Origin of the sequence: Bacillus sp. 103mf (assembly GCF_900116295.1) — a bacterium.
GTDB lineage: Bacteria > Bacillota > Bacilli > Bacillales > Bacillaceae_G > Bacillus_A > Bacillus_A bruguierae.
On record NZ_FPAF01000001.1, the window covers coordinates 708,021 to 734,862 of the forward strand.

General features: G+C 37.9%; 25 protein-coding genes, 1 pseudogene, 1 riboswitch and 1 other annotated feature. Of the genes and pseudogenes, 8 read left to right on the forward strand and 18 right to left on the reverse strand.

Features of this window, described 5'->3' with window-relative positions; all coding sequences use genetic code 11:
• The first annotated feature begins 427 nt into the window (after positions 1–427).
• A riboswitch (FMN riboswitch) is annotated at positions 428–571 on the forward strand.
• 302 nt (positions 572–873) lie between these two features.
• From ribD to ribH, 4 genes are all read left to right on the forward strand, one after another.
• A complete protein-coding gene (ribD, locus tag BM350_RS03545; protein ID WP_139207612.1) occupies positions 874–1,986 on the forward strand; it encodes a bifunctional diaminohydroxyphosphoribosylaminopyrimidine deaminase/5-amino-6-(5-phosphoribosylamino)uracil reductase RibD in 1,113 nt (370 codons plus the stop codon).
• Positions 1,967–2,611, forward strand: coding sequence for a riboflavin synthase (gene ribE, locus BM350_RS03550; protein ID WP_090914023.1), 645 nt, complete (start codon positions 1,967–1,969; stop codon positions 2,609–2,611). Before ribD ends, ribE begins: the two co-directional genes overlap by 20 nt.
• A 13-nt stretch (positions 2,612–2,624) precedes the next feature.
• Positions 2,625–3,818 (forward strand): bifunctional 3,4-dihydroxy-2-butanone-4-phosphate synthase/GTP cyclohydrolase II, encoded by a 1,194-nt coding sequence (locus BM350_RS03555; protein WP_090914021.1) that lies wholly within the window; start codon positions 2,625–2,627, stop codon positions 3,816–3,818.
• Positions 3,819–4,227: 409 nt separating this feature from the next.
• Entirely contained in the window at positions 4,228–4,689 is a 462-nt protein-coding gene (gene ribH / locus BM350_RS03560) for a 6,7-dimethyl-8-ribityllumazine synthase (protein ID WP_020059455.1), read from the forward strand.
• 198 nt (positions 4,690–4,887) lie between these two features.
• Here ribH and BM350_RS03565 read toward each other — a convergent pair.
• The 8 genes and pseudogenes from BM350_RS03565 to BM350_RS03600 all read right to left on the reverse strand — a co-directional run.
• Positions 4,888–5,097 (reverse strand): annotated as a pseudogene (locus BM350_RS03565) (hypothetical protein); the annotation flags it as partial.
• A gap of 338 nt (positions 5,098–5,435) precedes the next feature.
• A complete protein-coding gene (bioB, locus tag BM350_RS03570; RefSeq protein WP_090914019.1) occupies positions 5,436–6,434 on the reverse strand; it encodes a biotin synthase BioB in 999 nt (332 codons plus the stop codon).
• A complete protein-coding gene (gene bioC / locus BM350_RS03575) occupies positions 6,388–7,245 on the reverse strand; it encodes a malonyl-ACP O-methyltransferase BioC (RefSeq protein WP_090914017.1) in 858 nt (285 codons plus the stop codon). Before bioC ends, bioB begins: the two co-directional genes overlap by 47 nt.
• 4 nt (positions 7,246–7,249) lie before the next feature.
• Positions 7,250–7,960, reverse strand: a complete 711-nt coding sequence (locus BM350_RS03580) for an alpha/beta fold hydrolase (protein WP_090914015.1) — start codon at positions 7,958–7,960, stop codon at positions 7,250–7,252.
• Entirely contained in the window at positions 7,957–9,144 is a 1,188-nt protein-coding gene (bioF, locus tag BM350_RS03585) for an 8-amino-7-oxononanoate synthase (RefSeq protein WP_090914013.1), read from the reverse strand. Before bioF ends, BM350_RS03580 begins: the two co-directional genes overlap by 4 nt.
• Entirely contained in the window at positions 9,110–9,838 is a 729-nt protein-coding gene (bioD, locus tag BM350_RS03590) for a dethiobiotin synthase (RefSeq protein ID WP_090914011.1), read from the reverse strand. Before bioD ends, bioF begins: the two co-directional genes overlap by 35 nt.
• Positions 9,838–11,217 (reverse strand): adenosylmethionine--8-amino-7-oxononanoate transaminase, encoded by a 1,380-nt coding sequence (bioA, locus tag BM350_RS03595; protein WP_090914009.1) that lies wholly within the window; start codon positions 11,215–11,217, stop codon positions 9,838–9,840. Before bioA ends, bioD begins: the two co-directional genes overlap by 1 nt.
• Positions 11,218–11,342: 125 nt before the next feature.
• A complete protein-coding gene (locus BM350_RS03600; RefSeq protein ID WP_090914007.1) occupies positions 11,343–11,690 on the reverse strand; it encodes a hypothetical protein in 348 nt (115 codons plus the stop codon).
• A gap of 130 nt (positions 11,691–11,820) precedes the next feature.
• Positions 11,821–12,041: a binding site (T-box leader), on the forward strand.
• A 243-nt stretch (positions 12,042–12,284) separates the two neighbouring features.
• On the opposite strand from BM350_RS03600, the gene nhaC reads away from it, so the two are divergent.
• Positions 12,285–13,661 carry a Na+/H+ antiporter NhaC gene (gene nhaC, locus BM350_RS03610; RefSeq protein WP_090914005.1) on the forward strand — a complete coding sequence of 459 codons (1,377 nt, stop codon included), beginning with the start codon at positions 12,285–12,287 and terminating at the stop codon, positions 13,659–13,661.
• A gap of 18 nt (positions 13,662–13,679) precedes the next feature.
• Here nhaC and BM350_RS03615 read toward each other — a convergent pair whose 3' ends face one another.
• Entirely contained in the window at positions 13,680–15,899 is a 2,220-nt protein-coding gene (locus BM350_RS03615; RefSeq protein ID WP_090914003.1) for a bifunctional 2',3'-cyclic-nucleotide 2'-phosphodiesterase/3'-nucleotidase, read from the reverse strand.
• A 301-nt stretch (positions 15,900–16,200) separates the two neighbouring features.
• Here BM350_RS03615 and BM350_RS03620 point away from each other — a divergent pair, with 301 nt between their 5' ends.
• Both BM350_RS03620 and BM350_RS03625 read left to right on the forward strand, forming a co-directional pair.
• Entirely contained in the window at positions 16,201–16,980 is a 780-nt protein-coding gene (locus BM350_RS03620; RefSeq protein ID WP_090914001.1) for a GDSL-type esterase/lipase family protein, read from the forward strand.
• A gap of 315 nt (positions 16,981–17,295) precedes the next feature.
• Positions 17,296–17,769 (forward strand): MarR family winged helix-turn-helix transcriptional regulator, encoded by a 474-nt coding sequence (locus BM350_RS03625; protein ID WP_139207624.1) that lies wholly within the window; start codon positions 17,296–17,298, stop codon positions 17,767–17,769.
• A gap of 24 nt (positions 17,770–17,793) precedes the next feature.
• Here BM350_RS03625 and BM350_RS26745 read toward each other — a convergent pair whose 3' ends face one another.
• From BM350_RS26745 to argC, 7 genes are all read right to left on the reverse strand, one after another.
• Positions 17,794–17,952 carry a hypothetical protein gene (locus tag BM350_RS26745; protein WP_170857643.1) on the reverse strand — a complete coding sequence of 53 codons (159 nt, stop codon included), beginning with the start codon at positions 17,950–17,952 and terminating at the stop codon, positions 17,794–17,796.
• Positions 17,953–18,006: 54 nt separating this feature from the next.
• Positions 18,007–18,558, reverse strand: coding sequence for a DUF2062 domain-containing protein (locus tag BM350_RS03630; RefSeq protein ID WP_090913997.1), 552 nt, complete (start codon positions 18,556–18,558; stop codon positions 18,007–18,009).
• A 103-nt stretch (positions 18,559–18,661) separates the two neighbouring features.
• A complete protein-coding gene (gene argF, locus BM350_RS03635; RefSeq protein ID WP_090913995.1) occupies positions 18,662–19,612 on the reverse strand; it encodes an ornithine carbamoyltransferase in 951 nt (316 codons plus the stop codon).
• 13 nt (positions 19,613–19,625) lie between these two features.
• Positions 19,626–20,780 (reverse strand): acetylornithine transaminase, encoded by a 1,155-nt coding sequence (locus BM350_RS03640; RefSeq protein WP_090913993.1) that lies wholly within the window; start codon positions 20,778–20,780, stop codon positions 19,626–19,628.
• Positions 20,749–21,543 (reverse strand): acetylglutamate kinase, encoded by a 795-nt coding sequence (gene argB, locus BM350_RS03645; protein WP_090913991.1) that lies wholly within the window; start codon positions 21,541–21,543, stop codon positions 20,749–20,751. The genes BM350_RS03640 and argB overlap by 32 nt, the downstream gene beginning before the upstream one ends.
• 11 nt (positions 21,544–21,554) lie before the next feature.
• A complete protein-coding gene (gene argJ / locus BM350_RS03650) occupies positions 21,555–22,778 on the reverse strand; it encodes a bifunctional glutamate N-acetyltransferase/amino-acid acetyltransferase ArgJ (protein WP_090913989.1) in 1,224 nt (407 codons plus the stop codon).
• A 12-nt stretch (positions 22,779–22,790) separates the two neighbouring features.
• Complete coding sequence (argC, locus tag BM350_RS03655) at positions 22,791–23,828, reverse strand: N-acetyl-gamma-glutamyl-phosphate reductase (protein WP_090913988.1); 1,038 nt, start codon at positions 23,826–23,828, stop codon at positions 22,791–22,793.
• Between the two features lie 629 nt (positions 23,829–24,457).
• Between argC and BM350_RS03665 the strand changes: the two genes are divergently transcribed.
• The gene (locus BM350_RS03665; RefSeq protein ID WP_090913986.1) at positions 24,458–24,643 is read left to right on the forward strand and encodes a YqzH family protein; all 186 of its coding nucleotides are present in this window, start codon (positions 24,458–24,460) and stop codon (positions 24,641–24,643) included.
• A 391-nt stretch (positions 24,644–25,034) separates the two neighbouring features.
• On the opposite strand, the gene BM350_RS03670 is transcribed toward BM350_RS03665, so the two are convergent.
• Together BM350_RS03670 and BM350_RS03675 are read right to left on the reverse strand one after the other, a co-directional pair.
• The gene (locus BM350_RS03670) at positions 25,035–25,829 is read right to left on the reverse strand and encodes an SDR family oxidoreductase (protein ID WP_090913984.1); all 795 of its coding nucleotides are present in this window, start codon (positions 25,827–25,829) and stop codon (positions 25,035–25,037) included.
• A gap of 9 nt (positions 25,830–25,838) precedes the next feature.
• Positions 25,839–26,789, reverse strand: coding sequence for an MBL fold metallo-hydrolase (locus BM350_RS03675; RefSeq protein ID WP_090913983.1), 951 nt, complete (start codon positions 26,787–26,789; stop codon positions 25,839–25,841).
• Positions 26,790–26,842 lie beyond the last annotated feature (53 nt).

Sequence of the window (26,842 nt, forward strand, 5' to 3'; positions counted from 1 at the left end):
TACGCTTACCTATAATTGCTGCCATAAAGATAAAGTGAAACTTTAATCAGTGGGGGTTTTCTTCATCCCCCACTGATTATCAGCCCTCACCAATCAGGCTTTTACGGGCAGTAACACTCCCACGAATAGCGGAGTAAAAATGGACCTACACCTCGCTGCCTTTCTTTATTTTAAAACTTTGCGCGTGGCAGGAAAAGGCCCTGACCGCTACTATACATAGCCAGTCCCTCTCGACCACTAAAAAAAATGCTTTTCTATCGGTTTTTCATAGAGTGACTGAGTAGTTACAATTTTTCTACACTAGTATAACAAATTTATTCTCTTCGCTAATGCATGATTTAAGCTCCCCTTTATTTTCATACAATTCTTCACATTCAAATATTTTTTTATAGCCTTTTGTCTTTTTTGTGCTATAATGTGAGCAAACAGCATCCTTCGGGGTCGGGTGAAATTCCCAACCGGCGGTGATGAAGTGCACACTTCTAAGTCCGTGACCCGTTTTCAAATTGAAAACGGTGGATCTAGTGAAACTCTAGGGCCGACAGTATAGTCTGGATGGGAGAAGGATATGTTTTCTAGTACGTATAATAGGATACTATGTTTATTTCAGCATACACATATGTACTGTTTATTTTTAAACATACATATGTTGTCTTTCGTATACCATTCTTTTTTTTGCTGAAATCATACGATAACACTAGCATGTAAAAAATAGATGTTTGCTAGGCTTCTTTTCTGTGCAAACATATCGATCAATGCTAGGTTTCTTTCGCATACTCTCGTATCCTTCTTATATTTCTAGAAACATCGTCTCTCTCACCCCAAGGATTATAATCCTTGGGGTTTTTTGATTTTTTTAGGAGAGGTGAGTTTATGACAGATCAAGAATATATGGCACTTGCTTTGCAATTAGCAAAAAATACAGCTGGGCAAACAAGTCCTAATCCAATGGTCGGTGCTGTTGTTGTAAAAGATGGGAATATCATTGGAGTAGGGGCCCATTTGCGAGCAGGAACTGAACACGCTGAAGTTCACGCTCTTCGCATGGCCGGTGAAAATGCTCACGGCGCAACAGTATATGTAACGCTAGAGCCGTGCAGTCATCACGGAAAAACACCTCCTTGCTGTGACTTACTCATAGCAAAGAATGTAAAACGAGTTGTTGTTGCGGTACTCGATAGCAACCCGCTCGTTTCAGGTCAAGGTGTCAAGCGATTACAGGAAGCTGGAATTGACGTAACAATTGGTGTATTAGAAAAAGAATCAAAAGAATTAAATTGTTACTTTTTTCACTACATGCAAGCAAAGCGCCCATTTGTAACGCTAAAAACAGCCATGAGTTTAGATGGAAAAATTGCTACTCGTACAGGAGAAAGTAAATGGATTACAGGTGAAGAATCACGTGCTGATGTACACCGTTATCGCCATACACACGATGCCATTCTCGTCGGTGTAAATACAATTATTACCGATAATCCGCATTTAACAACGCGGATTGTAAATGGCGGAAAAAATCCGATTCGCATCGTGCTTGATACACATTTACGAACCCCGCTTTCATCTCACGTAATTACAGATGGCGAGGCTCCAACATGGCTTATCGTTGGAAATGACGTTTCAAAAGAGAAAATCGCAAAATTCCAATCAGGTATGGTATCTGTATTGCAAATGAAGACGAATCATATTGAAATAAACGAACTGCTCAATCTTCTCGGAGAAAAAAATATTCTTTCTCTCTTTGTCGAAGGCGGACAAACAGTTCATGCAAGTTTCTTAGAAGCAAATTGTTTTCAGGAACTGATTACTTACATTAGTCCAAAGCTAATTGGTGGTAAAGAAGCCCCAACATGCTTTGGCGGAAATGGTTTTACACAACTGGAAGATGCACTCACGCTGCACATTCAATCGATGGAACAAATTGGTGATGATATAAAAGTAGTTGCCACTCCGAGAAAAGAGGTACCTTATGTTTACAGGAATTGTTGAGGAACTTGGAACAATCGCTAATATGCAGCAAACCGGCGAAGCTATGAAACTGACAATTTCAGCACAGATCATTTTAGTAGATGTAAACTTAGGTGACAGCATTGCTGTAAACGGGATATGTTTAACTGTCACTTCTTTTACACCCTATTCTTTTACCGTTGATGTCATGCCCGAGACGATGCGGGCAACGTCGTTACAGTCACTTAGCCGCGGTTCAAAAGTAAATTTAGAGCGTGCTATGAGTGCAAACGGCCGCTTCGGTGGGCATTTTGTTACAGGACACATTGACGGCACTGGAACAATTATCGATAAAAAACGAAGCCATAACGCTGTATATTACAAAATACAATTACCAAATGAATTGCTTCGATATTGTTTACAAAAAGGGTCTGTTGCCATTGATGGTACAAGCCTTACAATTTTCGGAATAGACGAATCTTCCATCATAATCTCTCTCATTCCACACACATTAAGTCAGTCAGTAATCGGAACAAAAATTGCTGGCGATATCGTGAACATTGAGTGCGATATGATTGGAAAATATATTGAACGTTTTATTACACAACCAACATCAAAAAAGAGCTCAATTACAGAAAGCTTTTTACAAGACAATGGGTTCCTATAAAGGAGGAGATAAAATGTTTCATCGAATTGAAGAAGCACTAGAAGATTTAAAGCAAGGGAAAGCGGTTATCGTATGCGATGATGAAAATAGAGAAAATGAAGGGGATTTTATTTCTTTAGCCGAGTATATTACGCCAGAAACAATCAATTTTATGATTACACATGGGCGCGGTCTTGTATGTGTTCCCGTTACAGAAGAATATGCCCATCGTTTAGAGTTAGAGCCAATGGTTTCACAAAATACAGATTCACATGGTACGGCTTTTACAGTTAGTGTTGATCACATTTCAACGACAACTGGTATTAGCGCTCATGAACGTGCAACAACTGTACGCGAACTATTAAACCCTACAGCGAAAGCAAGTGATTTTAAACGCCCTGGACATATTTTCCCCTTAATCGCAAAAGCAGGGGGTGTTCTTCGCCGCGCTGGGCATACAGAAGCTGCTGTAGATTTAGCAAAATTATGCGGCGCAGAGCCAGCAGGTGTTATTTGTGAAATTATAAATGAAGATGGCACGATGGCACGAGTGCCTGATTTATTAGAAATTGCCAAGCAATTTAATCTAAAAATGATTACAATTGAAGACTTAATTGCGTACCGCCGTCATCATGAAACGTTAGTGCAACGCGAAGTCGAAATTACATTACCAACCGACTTTGGTACATTTAGGGCCATTGGCTATTCTAATTCTCTGGATAATCAAGAACATATTGCTCTTATAAAAGGCGATGTTTCTACAGGTCAACCAGTGCTTGTGCGCGTCCATTCCGAGTGCTTAACTGGCGATGTATTTGGATCTTGCCGCTGCGACTGTGGCCCGCAGCTTCATGCAGCGCTCGCTCAAATTGAACGAGAAGGAAAAGGAGTTCTTCTATATATGCGTCAAGAAGGACGAGGCATTGGACTGCTTAATAAATTACGAGCATATAAACTGCAGGAAGAAGGTTACGATACTGTAGAGGCAAATGAAAAACTTGGCTTTGCAGCTGATCTTCGTGATTACGGTATTGGCGCACAAATTTTAAAGGATTTAGGGTTACAACAGCTTCGCCTTTTAACAAATAACCCACGAAAAATCGCAGGCTTACAAGGTTATGATTTAGAAGTTGTGGAACGCGTGCCGCTCCAAATGCCAGCAAAAGAAGAAAATAAAGCATATTTACAAACGAAATCAACCAAATTAGGTCATTTATTAAATTTATAATATATAACTATATAAATACAAATTTTAAAAACGACATACCCCCCTTTTTTTAGGGGAGGGCGAGAGCGTCTGGCCGCGCATAGGAGCGGTTGGGGCCTTTTCCTGCCACATGCCAGGTTTAAAACAAGAGGCGCAGACAAGTAGCCGGCATATTATATTCTGCATATGAGCAATTTGTTTGTTAAAAAATCAAAGTGTATTTATATACAATTTGAAAAACGGACATTACAAAACCTTTCTTTTTGGGCGGGCGAGAGCATCTGGTCATGCATAGAAGCGGCCAGGACCTATTCCTGCCACATACAAAGTTTAAAACAAAGGTTTAAAGCGAGAGCAGGTCTTATTTTTCTTTTCACAGCAGTCACTTCTATATTGGAAAAATTAAAATAAATTAAGGGAGAGATACATGATGGTATTTGAAGGTCATTTAGTTGGTACAGGATTAAAAGTAGGTATTGTCGTTGGGCGTTTTAACGAATTTATTACAAGTAAACTATTAGGCGGTGCATTAGATGGTTTAAAGCGTCACGGGGTAGAGGAAAATAACATTGATGTCGCTTGGGTTCCTGGTGCATTTGAAATTCCGTTAATCGCCAAGAAAATGGCAAACAGCGGAAAATACGATGCTGTTATTACGCTTGGAACAGTGATACGCGGCGCAACAACGCATTATGATTATGTTTGTAATGAAGTAGCAAAAGGCGTAGCTTCACTTTCATTACAAACAGAAATTCCTGTTATCTTTGGCGTGTTAACAACAGAAACGATTGAACAGGCGATTGAACGTGCTGGTACAAAGGCTGGAAATAAAGGCTGGGAATCTGCAGTTGCAGCGATTGAGATGGCAAACTTATCCCGCCAGTGGGCATGAAGTGAAACTTCCTCTTGTGAGACACTTTTTCTCACAAGGGGTTAGCCCACCCAATCGAGCTCTTATGGCTGGTTAGATTTTCTTCCTGTTCTTACTTCTTACCAGACGTTTGAGCGGAATGAACTGATTGCATTTCAAATACAAAATAAAAGAGGCTTCGGTCTCTTTTTATTTTTCTGTTTTTCCTTCTCTCTGTCCTTCTTGCAAAATTTGAAGTTCTTGACGCACTTCTTTTAATTTTTTACCTTCTGTTTCGATTCCAAAGTACTCAGCTTGGTGTCGAAAATGCTGTTCGACCCTCTTTTGCAAATCTTTCTGTTCAGGATTTTCAGCCGCTTTTACTGGATCTGCACTAACCGCTTTTAATAAAATAAGAAAACTCATAACTGCTAATATATATCTATGCATGCGAATCCTCCAAATCACGATTAAATTCTCTCTTACTATGCACAATTACAGAATGGGAAATTCAAATACATATTATGTAATCTCTTTACAAATCCAGTAATCGCAACACTTATATACGCTTTATTACATTTTATTTACAAAAAAAGAAAGCTCCTTCATGAAGAGCTTTCTTCTCAAGTTATCACTAGGTTTATCCCGCATTAACGGGCAGTAAGACCCCCACCTCAAGATTGAGAGAGAAGCGAAGAAGATAGATGGGGGATAACTGCCCATAAAAGCCCGATTGGTTCAACTAGCCATCCGTGGGGATAAAGCCCCCCACGGATGGAAGTTTCACTTTATAATGCACATTCCTCAATTTCAAACCCTAAATCTTCAATCATTCCCCAATCTGCTGTTGGCTCTTGGCCAGCAGTTGTTAAATAATCGCCAACGAAGATTGAGTTTGCCGCAAATAAGCCAAGAGGTTGAACAAATCGTAAATTGATTTCACGTCCGCCAGAAATACGAATTTCTTTTGACGGATTCACAAAACGCATCATTGCTAATACTTTTAAGCACTGCATTGGTGTTAATTCTTTTTGTCCTTCTAACGGTGTTCCTTTTACAGCAACAAGGAAGTTACATGGTATAGAATCTGCATCTAAACGATTTAATTCAAATGCAATCTCTACGCGTTGTTCCTTCGTTTCACCCATTCCGAAAATAGCACCAGAACACGGTGATATACCCGCATGCTTCGCTTTTTCAACTGTATCAACACGATCGTCATACGTATGAGTTGAACAAATGCTTTCGTAATTATCTACATGTGTATTTAAATTATGATTGTAACGATGTACACCAGCTTCTGCAAGGCGCTGCGCTTGATCTTCATTCAAAAATCCTAAACAGCAACAAATCTTCAAATCAGTCGTTTCGCGGATTTCTTTTACAGCTCCAATAACATGCTCTACTTCTTTATTAGTTGGGCGACGACCAGAAGCAACGATACAATATGTACCTGCCTTACGCCTGATTGCTTCATGCGCACCTTCTACAATCTTCTCTTGTGTTAACCAAGCATATTTATCAATCGGAGCTTCTGATACGATTGATTGGGAACAATACCCACAATCTTCTGGACATAAGCCTGACTTCGTATTAATAATCATATTTAGTTTTACTTTTTTTCCGAAATAATGATGACGAATCACATACGCCGCATTCATAATTTCTAAAATTTCTTCGTCATTTGCTTGCAAAATACTTAGTGCCTCTTCTTTCGTTACCTCTCTTCCCTCTAATACTTCAAATGCGATTTGCTTCCAATCTGTTTTCGTTTGTACATGTTTCATTTCTTCTCTTCCCCTCTTTTTTCATATAAGAAAATAAAGCATGATATGTTGCTGCAATTCGTTCACCTTCTGTAAAATCTTGTTCATATATGCGAAGCATACTGCGAAAGATAGAAGGACTTTGACAATAAGACCCTTCATTACTATTCGTTGCTCCAACTTTACGAATAGATTGTAAAAATTCACGAACTGTAGCAAATGTTTCTATGTAACATGTTTCAGCCACATGTATATCCCCTGTTATTCTTTTACATAATTCTTGTAGTTGTAATCTTGTAAAAAAAGTTTGTCCAACAGTTGTTGTATCTTCTACTGCATACGCTGTTTTCGCACGCTGAAATGATGTATGAAGCTCATGAAACGTTTCATTTCCAAATGTCGAAAACAATAGCACACCATCTTCACGTAAATTTTTATATAGATTCACTAATGTAGCTGATAAATCATTTAACCATTGAAATGTTGCATTGGAGATAATTACATCATATTGTTCATGAAGTGTAATTCGTTCAATGTCCTCACATTGAAATGTAACAGACTCTACATCACACCTTGTTTTTGCTTTCGTAATCATGCTTTCTGCAAAATCAACAGCTGTAATCGCTGCCTTGGGAAAAGATGCTGCCAGTTGCTCTGTTACATAACCTGTGCCGCAGCCAAGCTCTAAAATATGAATTTGTGCCGCTTCATCGTAATGTTCTTTCATATGAGTAAGCAGCCGATCTGCCATCTGTTTTTGAATATTTGCATATTGATCATAGGATACAGCAGCTTGATTAAATCGTTTTTGTAACAACGCCTTGTTAATCATTTCGCTATATCTCCTTTACAAACTGTATAATTTCTTTTGCACATCGCTTTGCTTGTGTGAAACAAAGTGCATGTCCAGCTTCTTCTATAATTATGAGTGATGCGTTTATTTTTTCTTGTATATACTCCGCTGCAGACAGAGGACAAATAACATCATCTTTTCCATGAAGAAGCAATACTGGCACATCTATTTGCAATAGCTGTTCTCTAACATCTGTTTCTATTAAGTAATGGAGTCCACATTGCAAAGAGTGAATTGAATCACCTTGGAATTGTTCAGCTATTTTAAGAAATGCAATGTCCTGTCCATTTTCCTGCTCCGCCTTTGAAAACATACTCACATAAAATCTTTTTAACGTATCACTTTTTTGTTTCAAAAGATTTCGGTTCATTCGTTCGACGAAAGAGTTTTTCCAACCATATACGTAATCGGAATCTGTTGTAAATTTCGCTGTTCCTCCTAGTAAAACAATCCCTTTCGTTTGCAATAAATGATGCACTTGAAGAGCGGCCAGTGCCCCAAGTGACCAACCAACTAAAATTACTTCTTTCCCTTGCGCTCCCTCTATAATTCGACGTTGCAACTCATGCCCCTCTTCACTATTACGCCAATGAACAACATGTACGGGAAAATCATGTAAATACGGAAGGACTGCTTCCCAAACCGGTTCTTCCATGCCCCACCCTGGAATAAGCATAATACTAGGCTCTGTCATGAAATCACTCCTTCTTTTTTTCCAATTTGTACAATCCGCTGCGTTGCCCATTGTAAATCATCATTCGTATGATGCGCTGTTACGGCAAAGCGGATGCGAGAACTACACTGCGGAACAGTAGGTGGCCTAATAGCAATTGCTGCTATTCCTGCTTCTTGCAATTTCATACTAAAACGAAGTACTGCTTCATTAGAGCCTACAATAACAGGAACAATATGCGTGGTGCTGTCTCCAATATGAAAACCAGCTTCTTGTAGGGTTGTTCGAAAATATCGGCCATTTTCTATTAATCTTTGACGATTTGCTTCATCTTTTCTTACAATTTCAATTGCTTTCCCGATTGCTCCAAGCGTTCCTGGAGGTAAAGCAGTTGTAAAAATAAAACTACGCATCGTATTGATCATATACTCAGTGCAAACAGCACTTCCGGTAATATACGCACCATAACAGCCCATCGCTTTACTAAATGTACCTATATGAATATCTATCGATTTAGCTAATTGGGGATGCTCATGAGCAAGACCCGCTCCGTTTTCCCCATATATTCCACCGGCATGTGCCTCATCAACCATAAGAAGTGCTCCATATTTTTCTTTCAGCATCACTAAATCTTCTAAGTGAGCCCTATCTCCATCCATGCTAAAAATAGTATCCGTAACAATAAGTTTTCGTTTTTCTACCTTAGCAGATTTCAGTAATTTCTCTAAATGTTCTAAATCATTATGACGATAGCGCTTATGCTCGGCACCGCTTAATACGATGCCATCTACAATACTTGCATGATTTAACTTATCGCTAAACACGACGTCATGACGACTTACAAGTGAAGAAATTGCTCCGACGTTTGCTGTATAACCGCTATTCACAATTAGCGCTTTTTCAGTTTCTTTCCAAGCACATATACACTCTTCAATTTCTTCATATAGCGGATAGTTCCCTACAACAAGACGAGATGCCGTTGCTCCGGTCCCATACCTTTTTGTCGCTTCCATTGCCGCCTCTTTTAATCGTTCATCACCAGCTAATCCTAAGTAATTGTTTGAAGCTAAATTTAATAACCTCTTTCCATTTCGAACGAGCCACGCTTGTTCGGCGTGCTCCGTCGCCAACAATTTTCGGTGCTGTGAAGTTTCTATAAGACTCGATAACTTAGACTGAAAATGAGCTTCCCACACTGAATTCATTTCGTAAAAACTCCTCTAACCTTGAGATAGCAATACTCTCTTCTGCCGCTTGTAATAGTTCATTTCTCGTAAAATTTTCAGGAAGCGCTGGCAGCAATCCAATAACTGGCACGCCGCTTAATTCTTCTATCATTTCTTTATTTTCTAGCACTCTTTCTTTTTCATGTTCTCTGCATCCAGATAAAATGATACCTGCGATTGATAAGCCGTGTGCTTTTGCATAAGAAACTGTTAAAATAGTATGATTCACTGTCCCAAGTGTTGGTCTTGCTACAATAAGTAATGGTAATTGCAGTTGTTTCGCAAAATCGACAACGAGAGCATCGTCTGTGTATGGAACTACAAGTCCGCCAGCGCCTTCCACAAGCAAAGAGTCAAATTGTTTCGATAATTCTCCGTAATGACTTGTAATATCTGATAATAATACTTGCCTTTCTGCCCGCTTCATTGCTAGACGAGGCGCAAGCGGTTCTTCAACTGAATAAGGGCAAATCTCTTCACATGATATTGTTACACCCGCAGCTGCTTTCAACCGAGCGGCGTCTCCTTCTGGATGGGAGGAAAGATGACCGCTTTGCAATGGTTTATACACACCTATGTTATATCCACGCTCACGAAGTACACCTGCTAATGCACCTGTTACAACCGTTTTTCCTACTTCCGTATCAGTTGCTGTTACAAAGAAACCACTCATCATTCTCCCTCCGTTACCTCTTGAATGGCTTGCTGTAAAATCGCAATCATATCATCAAGTTCTTCTATCGTAGAAGCAAGCGGCGGCATAAAGACAATGACATTCCCAAGCGGACGAAGAATCATTCCTAAATCACGTGCTCTTTTGCAAACCTTCACACCGACTCGTTCCTGCCAAGAATATGCCTCCTTCGTTTCTTTATTTTGCACAAGCTCAATGCCAATCATAAAGCCTCGCTGACGAATATCTCCCGCATGCTTAAACTCACGCAAAACTTCTAAGCGTTTTGCGATATATTCTGCTTTATGACTAACAGCTTCTATAAGATTAGTAGTTTCAAATAATTTTAAATTTGCAAGTGCTACGGCACATCCTAGTGGATTTCCTGTATAACTATGACCATGAAAAAACGTTTTTTGTTCCTCATAATCACCTAAAAAAGCACGATAAATTTCTTCTGTGGTTACGGTAATTGCAACCGGTAAATACCCTCCTGTTAATCCTTTTCCAGCAGTTAAAATATCTGGTGTGATTCCCTCATGCTCGCATGCAAACATTTTGCCTGTTCTGCCAAATCCAGTTGCTACTTCATCTGTAATAAGAAGAACATCGTATGCTGTGCAAAGCTCTCTTAATCCTTTTAAATAACCATCTGGCATTGTAATAATCCCGCTCGCTCCTTGGACAAGTGGTTCGACAATAACAGCTGCTACTTCTTCGTGATTGCTTTGCAATAAATCTTCCATTTCTTCTAAATGCTTTTTCACAATCATTTGCCCATCTTCTCCATAAGGAGAACGATATGTATACGGATATGGTACTTTTAACGTATCAAATAAAAGCGTACTATACGCTTGGTGAAACATATCAATGGCCCCGACAGATACAGCTCCTATTGTGTCACCATGATACGCTTCTTTCATCGTAATAAATTTTTTCTTTTTAGACTTTCCTTTATGCTGCCAATATTGAAAGGCCATTTTAATTGCAATTTCAACTGATGTTGCACCGGAATCAGAGTAAAAAACTTTCTTCAGTCCATTGGGTACAATTTCAATAATTTTTTCGGCTAATAAAATACTTGGTACATTCGCAATACCTAGCAATGTAGAATGCGCAATTTTATTTAATTGCTCACGAATCGCATCATCTAGCTCTTGAACATGGTGACCATGAACATTGAGCCAAATAGAAGACACACCGTCCCAATAGCCTTTCCCATTCACATCATATAATTTTCTTCCTTCTCCTCGTTCAATAATGACAGGATCATCCTCCAAATAATCTTTCATTTGAGTAAATGGATGCCACACATAATTTTTATTTTTTTGAGCTAGTTCCTCATATGTAAAAGTTTGATCCATGCTCCTTACAGTCATGACTATCACCCCTAATGTTAACTCATTTTAAATTAAAGTTAACATTACAAAACAAATACTGTCAATTCTTTTTCATGGAATCATATTCTCAAAAAAAAGAACGACCTATCCTATGATAAGCCGCCTTATTTACCGTGCTGAATTTTCCCAATCTCTTGAATTAATTGTTCATCCGTTTTACCTTCTATTTCAATTCCGAGCTCTTTTGCATGCTCCCGAAGAAGCTCTTGGCGCTTTTCATAACGCACTGCACCTATTTCTTTTTGGATTTGTTCTTTTGTTTTTCCTTCTGTAGAAACCCCGAATTTATCTGCTGTTTTTTGCATGTTTTCTTCTTCATTTTGCCTTACTGTTTCTTTTGGCTTTTCAACACTTTTCTTTATTGAATTAGGAGATGACGCAAATGCTGTATAAATTCCAGCACCACCAATGACTGTGAACAACATTGAAATAATTATGATTTTTATTTTCATATTTTGTCCTCCTTACATTCATTATAACGAACAAAAATATAATTTGTACTCTTTTTCTATATCATACAACTTCAAAAATAACTATTGACACCCTCCTATTTTATATGATAAAAATTTACTAACACGACATGATTCGGCGATGATAGGATTTAGTAGTATTTCGCTTCATGATTTCAGAGAGCTGGTGGTTGGTGCGAATCAGTACAGAACGAAGTATGAATTACCCCCTTGAGCTTCTTTTACGAAACAGTTGGAGTAGTGAAAGACGGTTACAGACCGTTATTTCTGCAAAGTGGTGAAATGTTTTTATTTCACAATTTAGGGTGGTACCGCGATGTTTTCGTCCCTGCATATATTGCAGGGACGTTTTTTATTTTCATCAATCGATGTATACCTTTAATTGTCATACGTACATTTCACAAGCTAGGGTGGTACCGCGATTATTTTCGTCCCTGCATATATTGCAGGGGCGTTTTTTATTTTCAAAAAAGGAGAGAAGTAATATGCAAGTTTGGGAGGCCGGAGGAATCATTCGATATTGGCGTATTTTTTCAAACCATAGTAAAACATAACATCTAAGGAGAATGTATTATCATGATTACAAAACGAGCATCTATTATACTAACAGCTCTTATCTTTTTCTGTATCGGTTTTAGCGTCATTCGATTACAAGTTATGCCTCATATTCCTATTTTATTTGGGATTGTCATATTACTAGCATTTGGATTCATAAAGAAAATACCATGGTCTGTGATGGAGAATGGGATGAGAAATGGTATTTCAGCGGGATTACCATCTATTTTTATCTTTTTACTTGTCGGTGCATTAATTAGCGTTTGGATCGCTGCTGGTACGATTCCTACATTAATGGTATACGGTTTTCAAATGGTTTCACCTAAAATTTTCTTACCAACAGTCTTTATCGTCTGTTCTATTATCGGTACTAGTATTGGTAGTGCCTTCACAACAGCTGCAACAGTTGGAATTGCTTTCATGGGAATGGGAAGTGCTCTTGGTTACGATGCGGCTTTAGTTGCTGGTGCTGTTATTTCTGGATCTTTCTTTGGAGACAAAATGTCACCTCTTTCTGATACAACAAATTTAGCGCCCGCTGTCTCTAAAGTAGATATGTTTGATCATATTCGAAATATGTTATGGACAACTGTACCCGCGTTTATTATTTCACTTGTTATTTTCTATATTCTTGGGAAAGGTACTTCTGGACAACTTCAGTTTGCTTCTTTCACAGAAACATTACAAGAACATGCAACAATTTCTATTATTACTTTACTACCGGTCCTTGTTTTATTTGTATTAGCAGTTAAAAAAGTTCCAGCAGTTCCTACATTACTTGCTGGTATTATCTCAGGTATTATCATTCTATTTATTTTTACTCCAAATACATCTCTTACAAACTTAATTAATATTATGCAAAACGGATATGTATCGCATACAGGTGTAAAAGATATTGATAGTTTATTAACACGCGGCGGGTTACAAAGTATGTTAATGTCTGTTGCTCTTATTTTCCTTTCACTCGGTATGGGAGGATTACTACAAGAAATGGGGATTATCAAACAGCTTATGGCCGCAATCTCAAGCTTTGTCACGACGAGCGGACGTTTAATCTTCTCGACAGCAGCTACTGCAATCGGCGTTAACTTTTTGCTCGGTGAACAATACTTATCAATCATCTTACCAGGTCAAGCATTTGCCGAAAAATACGATGAGCTTGGCTTAAAGCGCCGCAATCTATCACGTGTATTAGAAGATGCCGGCACGGTGATTAATCCGCTCGTACCATGGGGGGTTAGTGGTGTGTTTCTCGCAAGTGTCCTAAACGTACCAACAATGAGTTACCTGCCATATACCGTTTTCTGTTTACTTTGTCCAATCATTACTTTATTTGTTGGATTCACAGGCTTTGGCCTTTCATGGGAGAAAGAACATAAAGAAAAGTCCGCTGCCTAGCAGTGGACTTTTTCTTTATTATTTATTTAATTTCTTTCTTCTAAATAGCGCTATCGCACCTGCACCAATAAATGCAAGACCTGCAGCCAATGTCGCAAACACATTTGCTCCTGTATTTGGCAAATTGTTGTCTGTTTTTGTTTGCTCTTTACCTGAATCTGCTGCTACTGGCTTCTCTTCGCTGTTTTTATTATCTTCTGTTGTTTTCGGCTGATCTCCGCCATTGTTATTATCTGTTGGCGTTTTCGGTTGATCCGTTCCATTATCGCCGCCATTTGGCTTGTCTCCACCATTTGGTTCATCTTTTTTTGTTAAATCAATTGCATATTTGGCAAATTCATTTTCTGATGAGCCAACATAAGAAATATTTCCGTCTTTCGTTATATATTTCTGGGCATTTGGAGAAGAATCAAACGTAACATTTAGTTTATCGCCAGTGATTGGTTTAAATGTCCAGTTTTTATCTGCTTCCGGGTTAATCGTTTTCTTTTCTTTCATATATTCCACAATAATTTGACGAGTTTCATCAGGAGATTGTAAAAGTACTTCTCCTTTGCTTACGCCTGGGAATGTTTTACTGCTACCACGGTAGTTATTCGTTGCTACAACAAACTCTTGACTATCCGTTACTGGCTTTCCGTCATACGTTAAGTTTACAATACGATTTGCAGTTTCATTTACAACTTTTCCCTCTTTGTCATATTTAGCAGGCTGCGTTACATCAATTTCATATTTCACGCCATCTAATACATCAAAATTGTACGTTGGATAATCAATATTCACTAATTTTTGCTCATCTTTGTTCTTTGGATCAATTTGATTAAATTGACCTGCCGACATTTCTAACCAATCTTTCAACTGAGCGCCATTTACTTTCACTGCATGTAATGTGTTTGGATATACGTATAAGTCCGCAACGTTTTTAATTGCAAGCGTCCCCACTGGAATATCTGTATAATATGTAGCGCCGTTACGTCCACCTGCTTTAAACGGTGCACCTGCTGATAAAATTGGCAGCCCTTCAAATTCCGTACCCTTCATCTTCTTCTCTGTATACCACTTCTGTGCATTCGTTACAATTTGAACAGATGGATCGTCTTGTACAAGCGCAAAGTAACTATTAATTGGCGCTGTCGTTTCGCCAACTGGTGTATTTACATATTTAATTGTTCCTTCATGATCAGCCTTTATCTCGTCTACTAATTTTTGGTCTGATTCTACTAAAGCATTGCCTTTACTATCTGCAATTGGACGAACAGCAGGGTTCGATTTATCTTTTTGTACTTCCCATTTTCCGTTCACTTGCTTTAATTCCATATCAATCATTCCTAAATTATTTCCGAAAACACCTGGCATGACAACGGGAACACCATTATTATACTTTTTCGTTACTACTTTATGAGAGTGCCCCATTAGCACCGCGTCAACACCAGGAACTTCTGTTGCTAAATAATACGATGCATTCTCCATCCCAGGAATGTAGCCGCTTTCATCAACGCCAGAATGAGCTAACGCAACGATGATATCTGCGCCTTCCGCTTTCATTTTCGGCACCATTTCTTTCGCTGTTTCTACAATATCCTTCGCTATTACTTTTCCTTCTAAATTCGCTTTATCCCATCCCATAATTTGCGGTGGAACAAAGCCCATTACGCCGATTTTTATTTTATGCTTTTGTCCAGCTTCATCTTCTACTTCTTTTTCTAAAATATGATAGGGATTCTTGAAATAATTTTTACCAGTTTTTGCATCATATACATTCGAGTTAATTACAGGAAACTGTGCTTTACTAATCACTTGATTTAAGTAATCTAATCCATAGTTAAATTCATGATTTCCAAGAGAGATGACGTCATACTTCATTAAATTCATCATACGATATAACGGATGCACATAGCTTGGATCTAAATTATCTTCTTTTTTTATTTTATTTGCTACATAATCACCAAGCGGCGTTCCTTGCAAAGCATCTCCATCATCAAATAAAACAGAGTTTTTTGCCTCTTTACGTGCTTCATTAACAAGAGTCGCTGTTTGAACTAATCCTACTTTATTATCTGTTTTTGTTTGATAGTAATCATAGTTCATTAAGTTCACGTGAATATCAGATGTTTCTAATATTCTTAGTTTTACAGTACTGTCCTCTCCTTCTGCATATGCAGGTGTAGGCCATACTTGCGGAGCAATAACACCTATTGCAAGTGCAGCACCAGCCAACGTTTTTGTTGATTTTTTCACAAAAAATCCCCCCTATAACATAATCCCTAGTAACAAAATAAACGATGGAATCTGTGTCCCTACTTCTTAATCATCCAGGTTACAAAGAAGTTAGTTGTCCTACTTCCTTTGCGAGTTGGATAAATTTACCCCATCTAAAATTCATCATAACGAACAGTCGTTTATATCGTCAACAAATTTTGACGTGCTTCTACAAATTTTTTGTAAAAACAATGTAAATTTTTCATAAAAACGTAATGTATATTCCATTGCTTCTCATCATGAATATGATACAATAACCATTTATAAGGAGGATAAAACGATGAAAAAACTTCTTTTGTCTACAATTTGTCTCCTCCTTCTTATCATTACATTTTTGTATTATGAAAAGGATCATGAGACAAATATTCAAAAAGAATCTCCAGCAGTAACCGTTTCGCACTGGATTGATACACAAACAGATGCGACGCTTCATCATCTTGTCCTAGGTGATTCTCTTGCAAAAGGTTACGGGTCTACACAAGGTGGATATGTACAATTTGCTTCTCATACATTAGAAAAACAATTACAAAAACAAATTATAGTCGATAACCTTGCAATAAACGGCTTAACAACAGACCGGTTACTGCAAATGATGCAAACCGAAGAAATGAAGCAAAAAATAAAAGAAGCTCATATGATTACAATTAGTATTGGCGGGAATAACGTTTTACACATAAAACGAAATGTCGGTGTTATAGAAGGAATGAAATTATTAAATGAAGAAAAAGATCGTTTTGAACAAGATTTACAAAACATTGTAAAAACGATTCGTGCCTCTAATCCGAATGCACTCATCATTTTATCTGAACTCTATAACCCATTAAAACTTGAGGATTCCATTGCTTCTTATGCAAATGTTTTCTTAGATAATTGGAACAAAATCATATATTCGATTTCAAAAGAAAATCAACCTTCACTCGTCTTACCGATTCGTAAATTATTACCAAATGATCAAAAAGATTTACTGTATGATCAAGTTCATCCAAATGATAAAGGATATGAAAAAATCGCAGAATCATTTGCACAACAAGTGTTATCGTATAAGGTGAAACTTCCATAAGTAAGCGGGGGTCCTACTTATGGTTATATAAATACAAATTAAAAACCAACATAAAAGCCTCTTTCTTTTTAAGTGAGCTAGAGCGTCTGGCCATGCATAGAAACGGTCAGTTCCTTTTCCTGCCACGTGCAATATTTAAAACAAAATGAGAAAGCAAGTGGAGGTCATGTTTTATTCTGCATAGCAGCGACTTAAATATTGAAAAATTAAAATGAGTTTATATAGTTGAACCAATCGGGTCCTTACAGGCGGTTTTTTACCTTAGATTCACAAAAAAATCATTCTATTTTTATAACGTTATGTTTTTTTGTTACAATAAGAACAGAAGGGGGGCCCTATTATATGGATTCACGTGAGTGGGAACGCATCATTGATCATCTCCTTTCGCTAGTGCCTCTTTTTTATCGCAAGTTTATGCTTCCTGGAGAGTTCTCTTCTCAGCGACATATGCCGCCATCACATACACAGGTGTTATTGTTATTGCATGAGCGAGATACATTAGCAGTTTCAGAAATCGGCAAACGGTTAGCTATTTCAAGACCGAATATGACACCATTGTTAAATAAACTCATTCAAGAAGAACTTGTAGAGCGCCATTATAGCGAAAAAGATCGGCGTGTTATTTTAATGTCTCTTACAGCTGAAGGAAAATCATTAGTTAATCAATACAAACAATTCCTTTTAGGAAAGCTAAAAGAAAATTTACAAACGTTATCTGCAAGCGACCGGGAACAATTGACCCATTCATTGCAAACAATCCAAAATTTAATTATGAAAGCAAATATATAAAGCTGCTTCTAACTCGAAGCAGCTTTATGTTTCGTAATAATTTCCGTAATATACATTTGAATACGGCCAAGTAGTTAAATACGGTTTACTTTCTTGCGATGGTTGCACAGTCTGCCTTATATACGGGACAGGATAATACAAAACACGCGGATAGTATCTCGGATCATAATAAGAAAAAAACATCAGCTTTCCTCCTTTTTAGAAGCATATTCAAAAAGGAAATTTGATGTGCATTCATTACAGTTGTGCAATGGGTCTTTTTATTTGTTTCTTTCTTTTCGTCAATCGTAATTTGCGGTTTTTCTCGTATAAATAGTGCATCACAAAGTAAGCAATTATGCCGAGTCCAATCCCTAAAATCGTCATACCTATTATTACATATACTTCACTTTGTAACAGGCTTCTTAAGATTGTTAACCCATTACTTGAAAAAAAGTCTCTTATTGTATAATGGTGAAGTGGGATTTTTTTTACCTCAAAAGGATAAATAAGTTTTCCTAATGCATGCGCAAAAGGAATTAACAGAACAGGTAAAAATGTTAATTTCCCGATAATATTACCGATAACAGCTGCAGGAAACGAACCTTTCAGTAATCGAACAAGTGGATAAAAAATAAGATATACGAGCGAAGCCGTATGAATAACTAGCATCTCCATTCCAAAACCAACAGCAAATCCTCGTGATACATTTTTCGCGCCTTCTGGTGCCCGTAATAATTTATAATAATTTAACTTCATTCCTCGCCAAATACGTTGAAAGAATGAATATGTTTTCTTATTTACTCGCATCTACATCATCTCTCTTATATTTTTCTGTTCTTACTATTATAAAGTATGTAAAGAGAAAATGCGAAATCTAGATAAGACATTTGGAACAAAAAACAACCTCCTATTATGAAGAAGGTTGTTTTTCTTGTAATAAGCTGGCTAATAATGCCTTTTGTACATGCAGGCGATTTCCCGCCTGCTGAAACACAATTGATTGTGGGCCATCAATGATTTCTGATGTTACTTCTTCTTCGCGATGAGCTGGTAAGCAGTGTAAGAAACGATACGTTGATTTTGCTTCTTGAACCAGTTGCTCGTTTACTTGATATGGCTGAAACAATTTATATTTCTCTTTATTATCTTCTTGCCCCATACTCATCCAAACATCTGTATAAACAAAATCCGCTTCTTTGACAGCCTCTTTTGCATTATATGTAATGTCAATTTTAGCTCCTGTTTTCTTTGCAATTTCGATTGCACGTTTCACAATTTCTTCATTCACTTCATACCCTTGAGGCGTTGCAACTGTAATGTTCATCCCTACTTTCGCACTCGCAATGAGCAGTGAATGACAAACATTATTTCCATCCCCAACGTAAGTAAGCTTAATATTTTGAAATGTATTTACTTCTTCATAAATCGTCATTAAATCTGCCAGCGCTTGACACGGATGATGGTCATCTGTTAATCCATTAATAATAGGAATTGTTGCTTCTTTTGCTAATTCTTCTACTTCCTTATGTGAAAATGTTCGTATCATAATTCCATCTATATATTGTGATAGCACTTTTGCAGTATCCGCAATACTTTCCCCTCTTCCAAGTTGAAGTTCCTTACCGTTTAAAAACATACCATGTCCTCCAAGCTGAATCATTCCAGCTTCAAAAGATACACGTGTACGAGTAGAATGTTTGTCAAAGATTAATCCTAAAATTTTACCATTTAAGAGTGGTAATGTTTTTTCTTTTTTTACGTACATCGCAAACTCAATAATTGCAATGATTTCTTCTTGTGTTAATTCTTCTAATGTTAAAATATCCTTTGTTTGCAGTTTTGGTACAGACACTGTTTGCATACAAATTCCTCCTCTATTTTAGTAGTGCTTGTTTGCATACACGACTCATCATATGCACCGCTTCATCTATTTCTGCTTTCGTTACAATAAGCGGCGGTAATATACGCAGTATATTGGATCCAGCCTGTAAAACGAGAAGGCCTTCTTTCTCTAACGCTGCTACCAGTGCACTAACTTCTCCTTTGCAAACAACTCCAATCATGAGCCCTTTCCCGCGAATATCAATGACCCACTCCATATCCCGAAACTCTTCTTGTAATTTCCGTAAAAAATACGCTCCTTTTTCTTGTACTTCTTGCAAAAAAGAAGGCTGTGAAACAATTTGTAATACTTCTTTTGCAGCTGCCATTGCAATAAAATTCCCGCCAAACGTCGAGCCGTGTGTTCCTGGAGAAAAAACGGACCCTAGCTCTTTTTTACCAAGCATCGCTCCAACCGGAATACCATTTCCAAGCGCTTTTGCGACTGTAACAATATCAGGTGAAATTCCCATTTGTTCATATGCAAATAACGTCCCCGTTCTCCCCATTCCGGTCTGCACTTCATCGACGATGAAAAGTGCACCGTATCTATGACACAACTTCTCAATTTCACGTAAAAATGGAACATCTGCTGGAAGAACACCGCCTTCTCCCTGTACAATTTCCACCATAACGGCTGCAATTTCTTCATTCATCGCTTCTTGAAACGCAGTAATATCATTAAAAGGAAAGTGTAGAAAACTTGGAAGAAGTGGTCCAAATCCATCATGAATTTTAGATTGTCCTGTTGCACTCATCGTTGCAAAAGTTCGTCCATGAAATGATTGTCTGCACGTAATCACAACTGATTTCTCTGTATACTTACGTGCTAACTTCAACGCCGCCTCATTCGCTTCCGCTCCGCTATTACAAAAAAATGCATAGCATAACTCTCGGCCCTTTGTTAATAACTTAGCAACTTCTTCTTGTACTGTATGAGGAAATAAATTTGAAATGTGCCATATTGTTTGTAATTGCTCTTCAACAGCATTTACTACCGCTGGATGACAATGCCCTAAATTGCATACCGCAATTCCAGAAGTAAAATCTAAATATTGCTTTCCTTGTTTATCTGTAACCTTTGTGCCGCTTCCGTTCACAATTTCAATATTTCGTCTACTGTATGTTGGAAAAACATGCTGCCCCACTACCTCTCCCCCCTTTTGTTACTGTTGTGCCAATCCACTCTCCTTTATTTGTCAAAAAACATTGTGTACCGTTCACAATTACAACATCCTTTACACCTAGTTCCAATGATGTCAATGCAGCTTTCACTTTCGGAATCATTCCACCGGTAATCGTTTCCTTATCTATAAGCTCGAGAAGCTGCTGTTCATCTACTTTCTCAAGAAGCTGATCCTTGTACATAACACCATCTACATCTGTAATAAAAATTAATTTTTCCGCATTGATTGCTGTCGCAATTGCCGCTGCTGCTGCATCTGCATTCACGTTATATAGCTGTCCATCCATTACTCCAACAGGTGCAACAACAGGAATAAACTGATTTGCTAACAAATATTGTAATAGCGCCTTTCGAACAAATTTCACTTCACCGACAAAACCAAATTCTGCTTCTAGCGGAGCGACTTGCAATAACATTCCATCACAGCCAGATAATCCAATCGCTTCAAGTTTTTGTTCATTTAATTTTGAAACAAATGTCTTATTTGCACTGCCGCATAATACCATTTGTACAATTTTCATTACCTCTGCTGTTGTCACACGTAGTCCATCTTTCTTTTCAATCGGAATACTTAATTTGTTTAGCATCGCATCAATTTCAGGCCCACCACCATGAACAACAATCACATCATACATTTGCGCAATTTGTTTCATACATTGAAAAAATGTTTTACCTAAACGAGCCAACATACTGCCGCCGCATTTTATTACAATACGTTCTCTCATCTCTTCTCTCCTTATGTGCGATAACAAGCATTAATTTTTATATATTCATAACTTAAATCGCATCCCCATGCTCTTCCGCTTGCCTTGCCTATATGAAGGTATACATCGATAACAAGCTCTTCTTGTTGCAGCATTTGTTTCATCTCCTCTTCTGAAAAACATTGAGGTTCACTATTCTTTAACACCGCAATTGACTGAATAGAAATATCCACCGCATGTGGTTCAATCACAATGCCGCTTTGTCCAATTGCACTAATAATCCGCCCCCAGTTTGCATCCTCACCGTATACAGCAGCTTTCACAAGATTGGAGCCGACAATTTGCTTCGCGATCCTATTTGCTTCTTCTACAGTTCGCGAGCCATGCACATTTACTTCAATTAACTTTGTCGCCCCTTCTCCATCTTTCGCAATTTGCTTTGCTAAATCTTCACATACCTTTCCAAATGCGAGTAAAAACTTCTCCCATTCTGGATGTTCTTCGCATATTTCGGTTGTATTGGATAACCCACTTGCCATAACAAGTACCATGTCATTTGTAGACGTATCTCCATCGACTGTAATTTGATTAAATGTATGATTTATAACCTGAGATAAAGCTCTTTGTAATGTTTCACTTTCTATATTCACATCAGTCGTAATAAACCCGAGCATCGTTGCCATATTTGGATGAATCATTCCTGATCCTTTTGCAGCTCCGGCAATCACAACCTCTTTCCCTTCAATTGAAAACTTGTAACATGATTGTTTCGCAACTAAATCTGTCGTCAAAATTGCTTCATAAAATGATGTCGCAATCTCTACTTCTGTTGATGGTTGTAACAAAGAAATACCACTACGTACTTTCTCCATTGGTAGAGGCTCTCCGATGACGCCTGTAGACGCTACCGCAACGTAATTCTCATCTATATGAAACTGCTTAGCTGCTAATGCACGCATTTCATATGCATCCTGCAGTCCTTTTACACCTGTACAAGAATTCGCATTTGCACTATTCACAACAATAGCCTGTAATTTTTGCTTAGCAGCAATACCTTCTTTCGTCACGATAATAGGAGCTGCTTGGAATTGATTTTGCGTATAAACAGCCCCGCAACTCGCCGGTACTTCACATACGATGGCTCCCATATCTTTTTTCTCTTTTCTTAATCCCGCATGAATTCCAATTGCTGCAAATCCTTTTGGTGTTACAATTGAACCGTTTTCTATCTTCGTACATAATACTGTTTCAATCATGCTTTATCCCCCTTACGGATACAACGGCATAAAGTGTAAATTCTCCGTCTCTTCTACCCCTGCTAATATATTTGCATTTTGCATTGCCTGCCCCGCCGCCCCCTTCATTACATTATCAATGACTGCAACAATCGTAATTCGCCCGGTTCGTTTATCATAAGCCGTTCCGATGTCACAAAAGTTAGATCCCCTTACTTCTTTCGGACTTGGAAAAACTCCCTTTTCTCGTATTCTTACAAACGGTGAATGACAATAGCTTTCCTCATAAACCTGCTGAAGCACATCATCTGTTATCTCTTGCTTCGCCTTTGCATAGAGCGTAACCATAATCCCTCTCGTAATCGGAATCAGATGTGCACTAAACGTAATTGGTTTCATGTTCTCATCCCATTCCCCCAACATTTGCTCAATTTCTGGGATATGCTGATGTTCATTTACTTTATAAATGTATAAATTATCGTGAATTTCTGGGAAGTGTGTCATATTTGTTGGCGTCTTTCCTGCTCCAGAAACTCCTGATTTCGCATCAATAATAAGGGAATCCACTTCAATAATTCCGTTTTTTACTAATGGAGCTACCGCAAGCAAAGTAGCAGTTGCATAACATCCTGGATTCGCAATTAAGTTTGCTGTTGCGATTTCGCTTTTTTTCCACTCCGTTAATCCGTACACTGCTTGTTGCAATACTTCTTCTTTTGCAGCTGTTTTTTTATACCATTCTTCATATATAAAAGGCTTTCGAATTCGAAAATCTCCTGATAAATCAATAACTCTTACACCAGCCTCTAGTAAACTCGGGGTCAAATTCGCTGACACTCCAGCAGGCGTTGCTAAAAATACAATATCTGTTTCTTTCGCAATCTCTTCAACATCTACCTCTGCTAATGTATGAGAAACAAAAGTAGATAAATGAGGATATGGTGTTGTCATGAATTCTCCAATTTGCGAAAAAGAATGTACCGATGTCACTGTAAAGCTTGGATGATGTGTTAATAACCGCAAAAGCTCAAGTCCTCCATATCCGGTTGCTCCAATAATCGCCGTTTTCATAATTCCTCCTCATTACCTTTTTGATTTAAATATGATTATAATATTGTATATTTATAGAGTCAATTAAATATTTATAAATTAATAAACAATAAAAATTAGCGTTAAAAAAGTCATTTTACTAATAAAACTTTTACAACAAATGAATTTTTATGCACAAATAAAGATATAGAGATTTTCTTTTGAAATTCAAGTACAATAAAGTGAAACTTCCATCAGTGGAGAGTTTTTTCATCTCCCACTGATGGAAAGCCCGCCCAATCGGGCTTTTACGGGCAGTTATCCCCACCTATCTTCTTTAGAAAAGCGGAAGCGGCTCGCTCAGAAGCGCAGGACGCCCACGTCCCTGATAAAGAGGCGCTTTTTGCCTCGTCGGAGGGGGCGAAACGACCGGAGGTTCTAACCGCTAGAGCTGGACAATGAAGAAAAGTGGAAGTGGCTCGTCCAGAATGTGAGGGGGATGGAGCTTCTGACGTAGAGGTGTATTTTACCTCGTAGGAAGAAGCGAAGCCACCGAACATTCTAGCCACTGGAACTGGACAATACTCTCTCTGAATCTTGAGGTGGGGGTCTTACTGCCCACAAATAGCGGGATAAAAACAATACATATATACATGTAGGTGGGAAAAATCATGAATGAAAAATTAATAAAAAAAATGATTACTAAAAGTTTTCAACAATATCAATGTACGCCAACTTCACAAGAAGACTATGAAACGCTCATAGAACGTATTCAAAATATTATTTCTAACAATGCGGAAATTGATTTATATGAGGCTGTAGAAGATGCCGTTTATGAGTATATTACGTTATCGTAAAAAACGAGAAGATGATATAAACCTATTTTCCTTTTTTAACTTACAAATCACTGCTATACAAAACAAAACTTAACCTGTACTCGCTGAGGCCACTGAAAAAGTCCACTTCATAAGAAAAAGGAGTCCACCACCTACTATATACAGGTGATGTACCCCTCACTATTTTCAGCATATTGATAAAATACGTTTTGTTTTTTCAAAGTAATCACTTTTTCAGTGCCTTCGTAATCGCTTCCTCCCTTTGTTTTTAAACTTTGCACGTGGCACAAATAGGCCCTGACCGCTTCTACGCTCGGCCAGGTGCTCTCGACCATCTAAAAAAAGGGGTTTTTACGCCCTGTTTTAAATTTGTATTTACAAAAAAACAGGAGATTCTCTTTTTGAGAATCTCCTATTTTTTACTTAATGATTTCCCAGCAACACGTTCGAATAAACCAGGAAACAAGGAAAAGACAATTGGTCCTAAACTCATCCATTTCGGTAAATTCACTTCACGTTTTTTTGTTTCAATCGCTTTTACAATTTGCTGTGCTACATAGTTTGGTTTTAATATGTAACGTTCGACACTTTTTACGTATGTACCAGATTCATCAGCTATCGTATGAAAGTTTGTATCAATTGGACCTGGATTAATTGCTGTTACAGTAACGTTTGTATTTGCAAGTTCCATGCGCAAGCTATTTGTAAACCCTAACACCGCATGTTTCGTTGCTGCATATGCACTTGATTTCGGCGTTGCAATTTTCCCTGCTAGTGAAGCGATATTCACAATATGTCCACTATTTCGTTCAATCATATAAGGTAAAACTGCTTTTGTACACGCTACTAAACCGAATACATTTACATCAAACATATCCTTTACTTCTTGCACAGATGCATCGACAAACATTTTAAACACACCAAAACCAGCATTATTGACTAAGATATCAATACTCCCTATATCTTGAAGCACTTGTGTAAAAACAAGTTCCACTTCTTCTTCATTACTTATATCCAAAACATAATAATGACAAGAAATATGATATGTTGTTTCGATTTTTTGTTTGAGCGCTCGTAATTTTTCTTCTGTACGAGCGATTAGTACAGGAATTGCACCGCGCTCCGCTGCTTGCATTGCTAACTCTTCCCCAATTCCACTTGAAGCTCCTGTTATGACGATTACTTTATCTTGTAAGCGCCTATTCATGGCTGTCACCTACTTTGCATAGTAAATCCATTGCTTTGATGACTTATCAATCATCACCTGTTGATTATATGCTAAAAAGTCTAATTGTCCAACTGTTTCAGAGATTGTAAGCGGCAACTGCTTTTCATATAGCACAGGAAATAGTTTAACGCACACTTCAAATGCTGTCATCGGTTGTTTCTTTAATAAATTTAACACTTTAAATGCACGCGCCTCTTGTTTTTGTAGACGCTCATTTACCAATCTTTTCACATCAATAATATCATCCCCATGCCCAGGTAAAACACGTGAAATATTCATACGAGCTAAGCGTTTTAATGTTTCATTGTACTGCAGCATCGGCTTTGCTCGCTCTGTTTCTCCTTCATATGGCGGTTCTAAAATCGGATTAGAGGAAATATGTCCAATTAAGGCATCACCACCAATTAGCAATCCATCCCTTTCACGATATAAAGAAATATGGGTAGAAGCATGCCCTGGTGTTTCAATCACTGTAAATTCCGGCAACGAAGCAATGCCATCCCCTTCTCTTACAGTATGTGTAAGAGAACGTTTACAGGAGTATATCATTGTTTTCGTTAGCGATGCACTTTGTCTTAAAAATGTTTCTGGAACTCCAAATTGTCTAGATGATTCTAAAAAGAATTGCTGATATCGCTTTAGAAATTGCGGATCTTGCGTAATCCACGGTTCATTCCACGGATGGCCCACAATATTTGTTTGATTAGAGAATATATCCAATAATCCGCAATGATCTGCATGATGGTGCGTCAGCACAACTGTTTCAATATCTTCTACCTTATATCCTAGTGCATTTAGTTGCTTCTCTAATGCTAATCTCGCTTCTTCTGTATTCGTTCCTGTATCAATTAATGTAAGTGTTTCTCCCTCTACTAAAAAAACGTTAACTATTTCTACCGCAAATGGAACAGGAATTTCCATTCTATGAATAACTGTCATACCTTTATGCCTCCCCTATTTCACCGTTTCAAAAAAATGAATCTCCCTTCAGT

Bases quoted from the DNA above. Each gene is read 5' to 3' on its own strand.
- ribD (WP_139207612.1), top strand. From the start codon at position 874: ATGACAGATCAAGAATATATGGCACTTGCTTTGCAATTAGCAAAAAAT.
- ribE (WP_090914023.1), top strand. From the start codon at position 1,967: ATGTTTACAGGAATTGTTGAGGAACTTGGAACAATCGCTAATATGCAG.
- BM350_RS03555 (WP_090914021.1), top strand. From the start codon at position 2,625: ATGTTTCATCGAATTGAAGAAGCACTAGAAGATTTAAAGCAAGGGAAA.
- ribH (WP_020059455.1), top strand. From the start codon at position 4,228: ATGGTATTTGAAGGTCATTTAGTTGGTACAGGATTAAAAGTAGGTATT.
- bioB (WP_090914019.1), bottom strand. From the start codon at position 6,434: ATGAAACATGTACAAACGAAAACAGATTGGAAGCAAATCGCATTTGAA.
- bioC (WP_090914017.1), bottom strand. From the start codon at position 7,245: ATGATTAACAAGGCGTTGTTACAAAAACGATTTAATCAAGCTGCTGTA.
- BM350_RS03580 (WP_090914015.1), bottom strand. From the start codon at position 7,960: ATGACAGAGCCTAGTATTATGCTTATTCCAGGGTGGGGCATGGAAGAA.
- bioF (WP_090914013.1), bottom strand. From the start codon at position 9,144: ATGAATTCAGTGTGGGAAGCTCATTTTCAGTCTAAGTTATCGAGTCTT.
- bioD (WP_090914011.1), bottom strand. From the start codon at position 9,838: ATGAGTGGTTTCTTTGTAACAGCAACTGATACGGAAGTAGGAAAAACG.
- bioA (WP_090914009.1), bottom strand. From the start codon at position 11,217: ATGACTGTAAGGAGCATGGATCAAACTTTTACATATGAGGAACTAGCT.
- BM350_RS03600 (WP_090914007.1), bottom strand. From the start codon at position 11,690: ATGAAAATAAAAATCATAATTATTTCAATGTTGTTCACAGTCATTGGT.
- nhaC (WP_090914005.1), top strand. From the start codon at position 12,285: ATGATTACAAAACGAGCATCTATTATACTAACAGCTCTTATCTTTTTC.
- BM350_RS03620 (WP_090914001.1), top strand. From the start codon at position 16,201: ATGAAAAAACTTCTTTTGTCTACAATTTGTCTCCTCCTTCTTATCATT.
- BM350_RS26745 (WP_170857643.1), bottom strand. From the start codon at position 17,952: ATGTTTTTTTCTTATTATGATCCGAGATACTATCCGCGTGTTTTGTAT.
- BM350_RS03630 (WP_090913997.1), bottom strand. From the start codon at position 18,558: ATGCGAGTAAATAAGAAAACATATTCATTCTTTCAACGTATTTGGCGA.
- argF (WP_090913995.1), bottom strand. From the start codon at position 19,612: ATGCAAACAGTGTCTGTACCAAAACTGCAAACAAAGGATATTTTAACA.
- argB (WP_090913991.1), bottom strand. From the start codon at position 21,543: ATGAGAGAACGTATTGTAATAAAATGCGGCGGCAGTATGTTGGCTCGT.
- argJ (WP_090913989.1), bottom strand. From the start codon at position 22,778: ATGATTGAAACAGTATTATGTACGAAGATAGAAAACGGTTCAATTGTA.
- argC (WP_090913988.1), bottom strand. From the start codon at position 23,828: ATGAAAACGGCGATTATTGGAGCAACCGGATATGGAGGACTTGAGCTT.
- BM350_RS03665 (WP_090913986.1), top strand. From the start codon at position 24,458: ATGAATGAAAAATTAATAAAAAAAATGATTACTAAAAGTTTTCAACAA.
- BM350_RS03670 (WP_090913984.1), bottom strand. From the start codon at position 25,829: ATGAATAGGCGCTTACAAGATAAAGTAATCGTCATAACAGGAGCTTCA.
- BM350_RS03675 (WP_090913983.1), bottom strand. From the start codon at position 26,789: ATGACAGTTATTCATAGAATGGAAATTCCTGTTCCATTTGCGGTAGAA.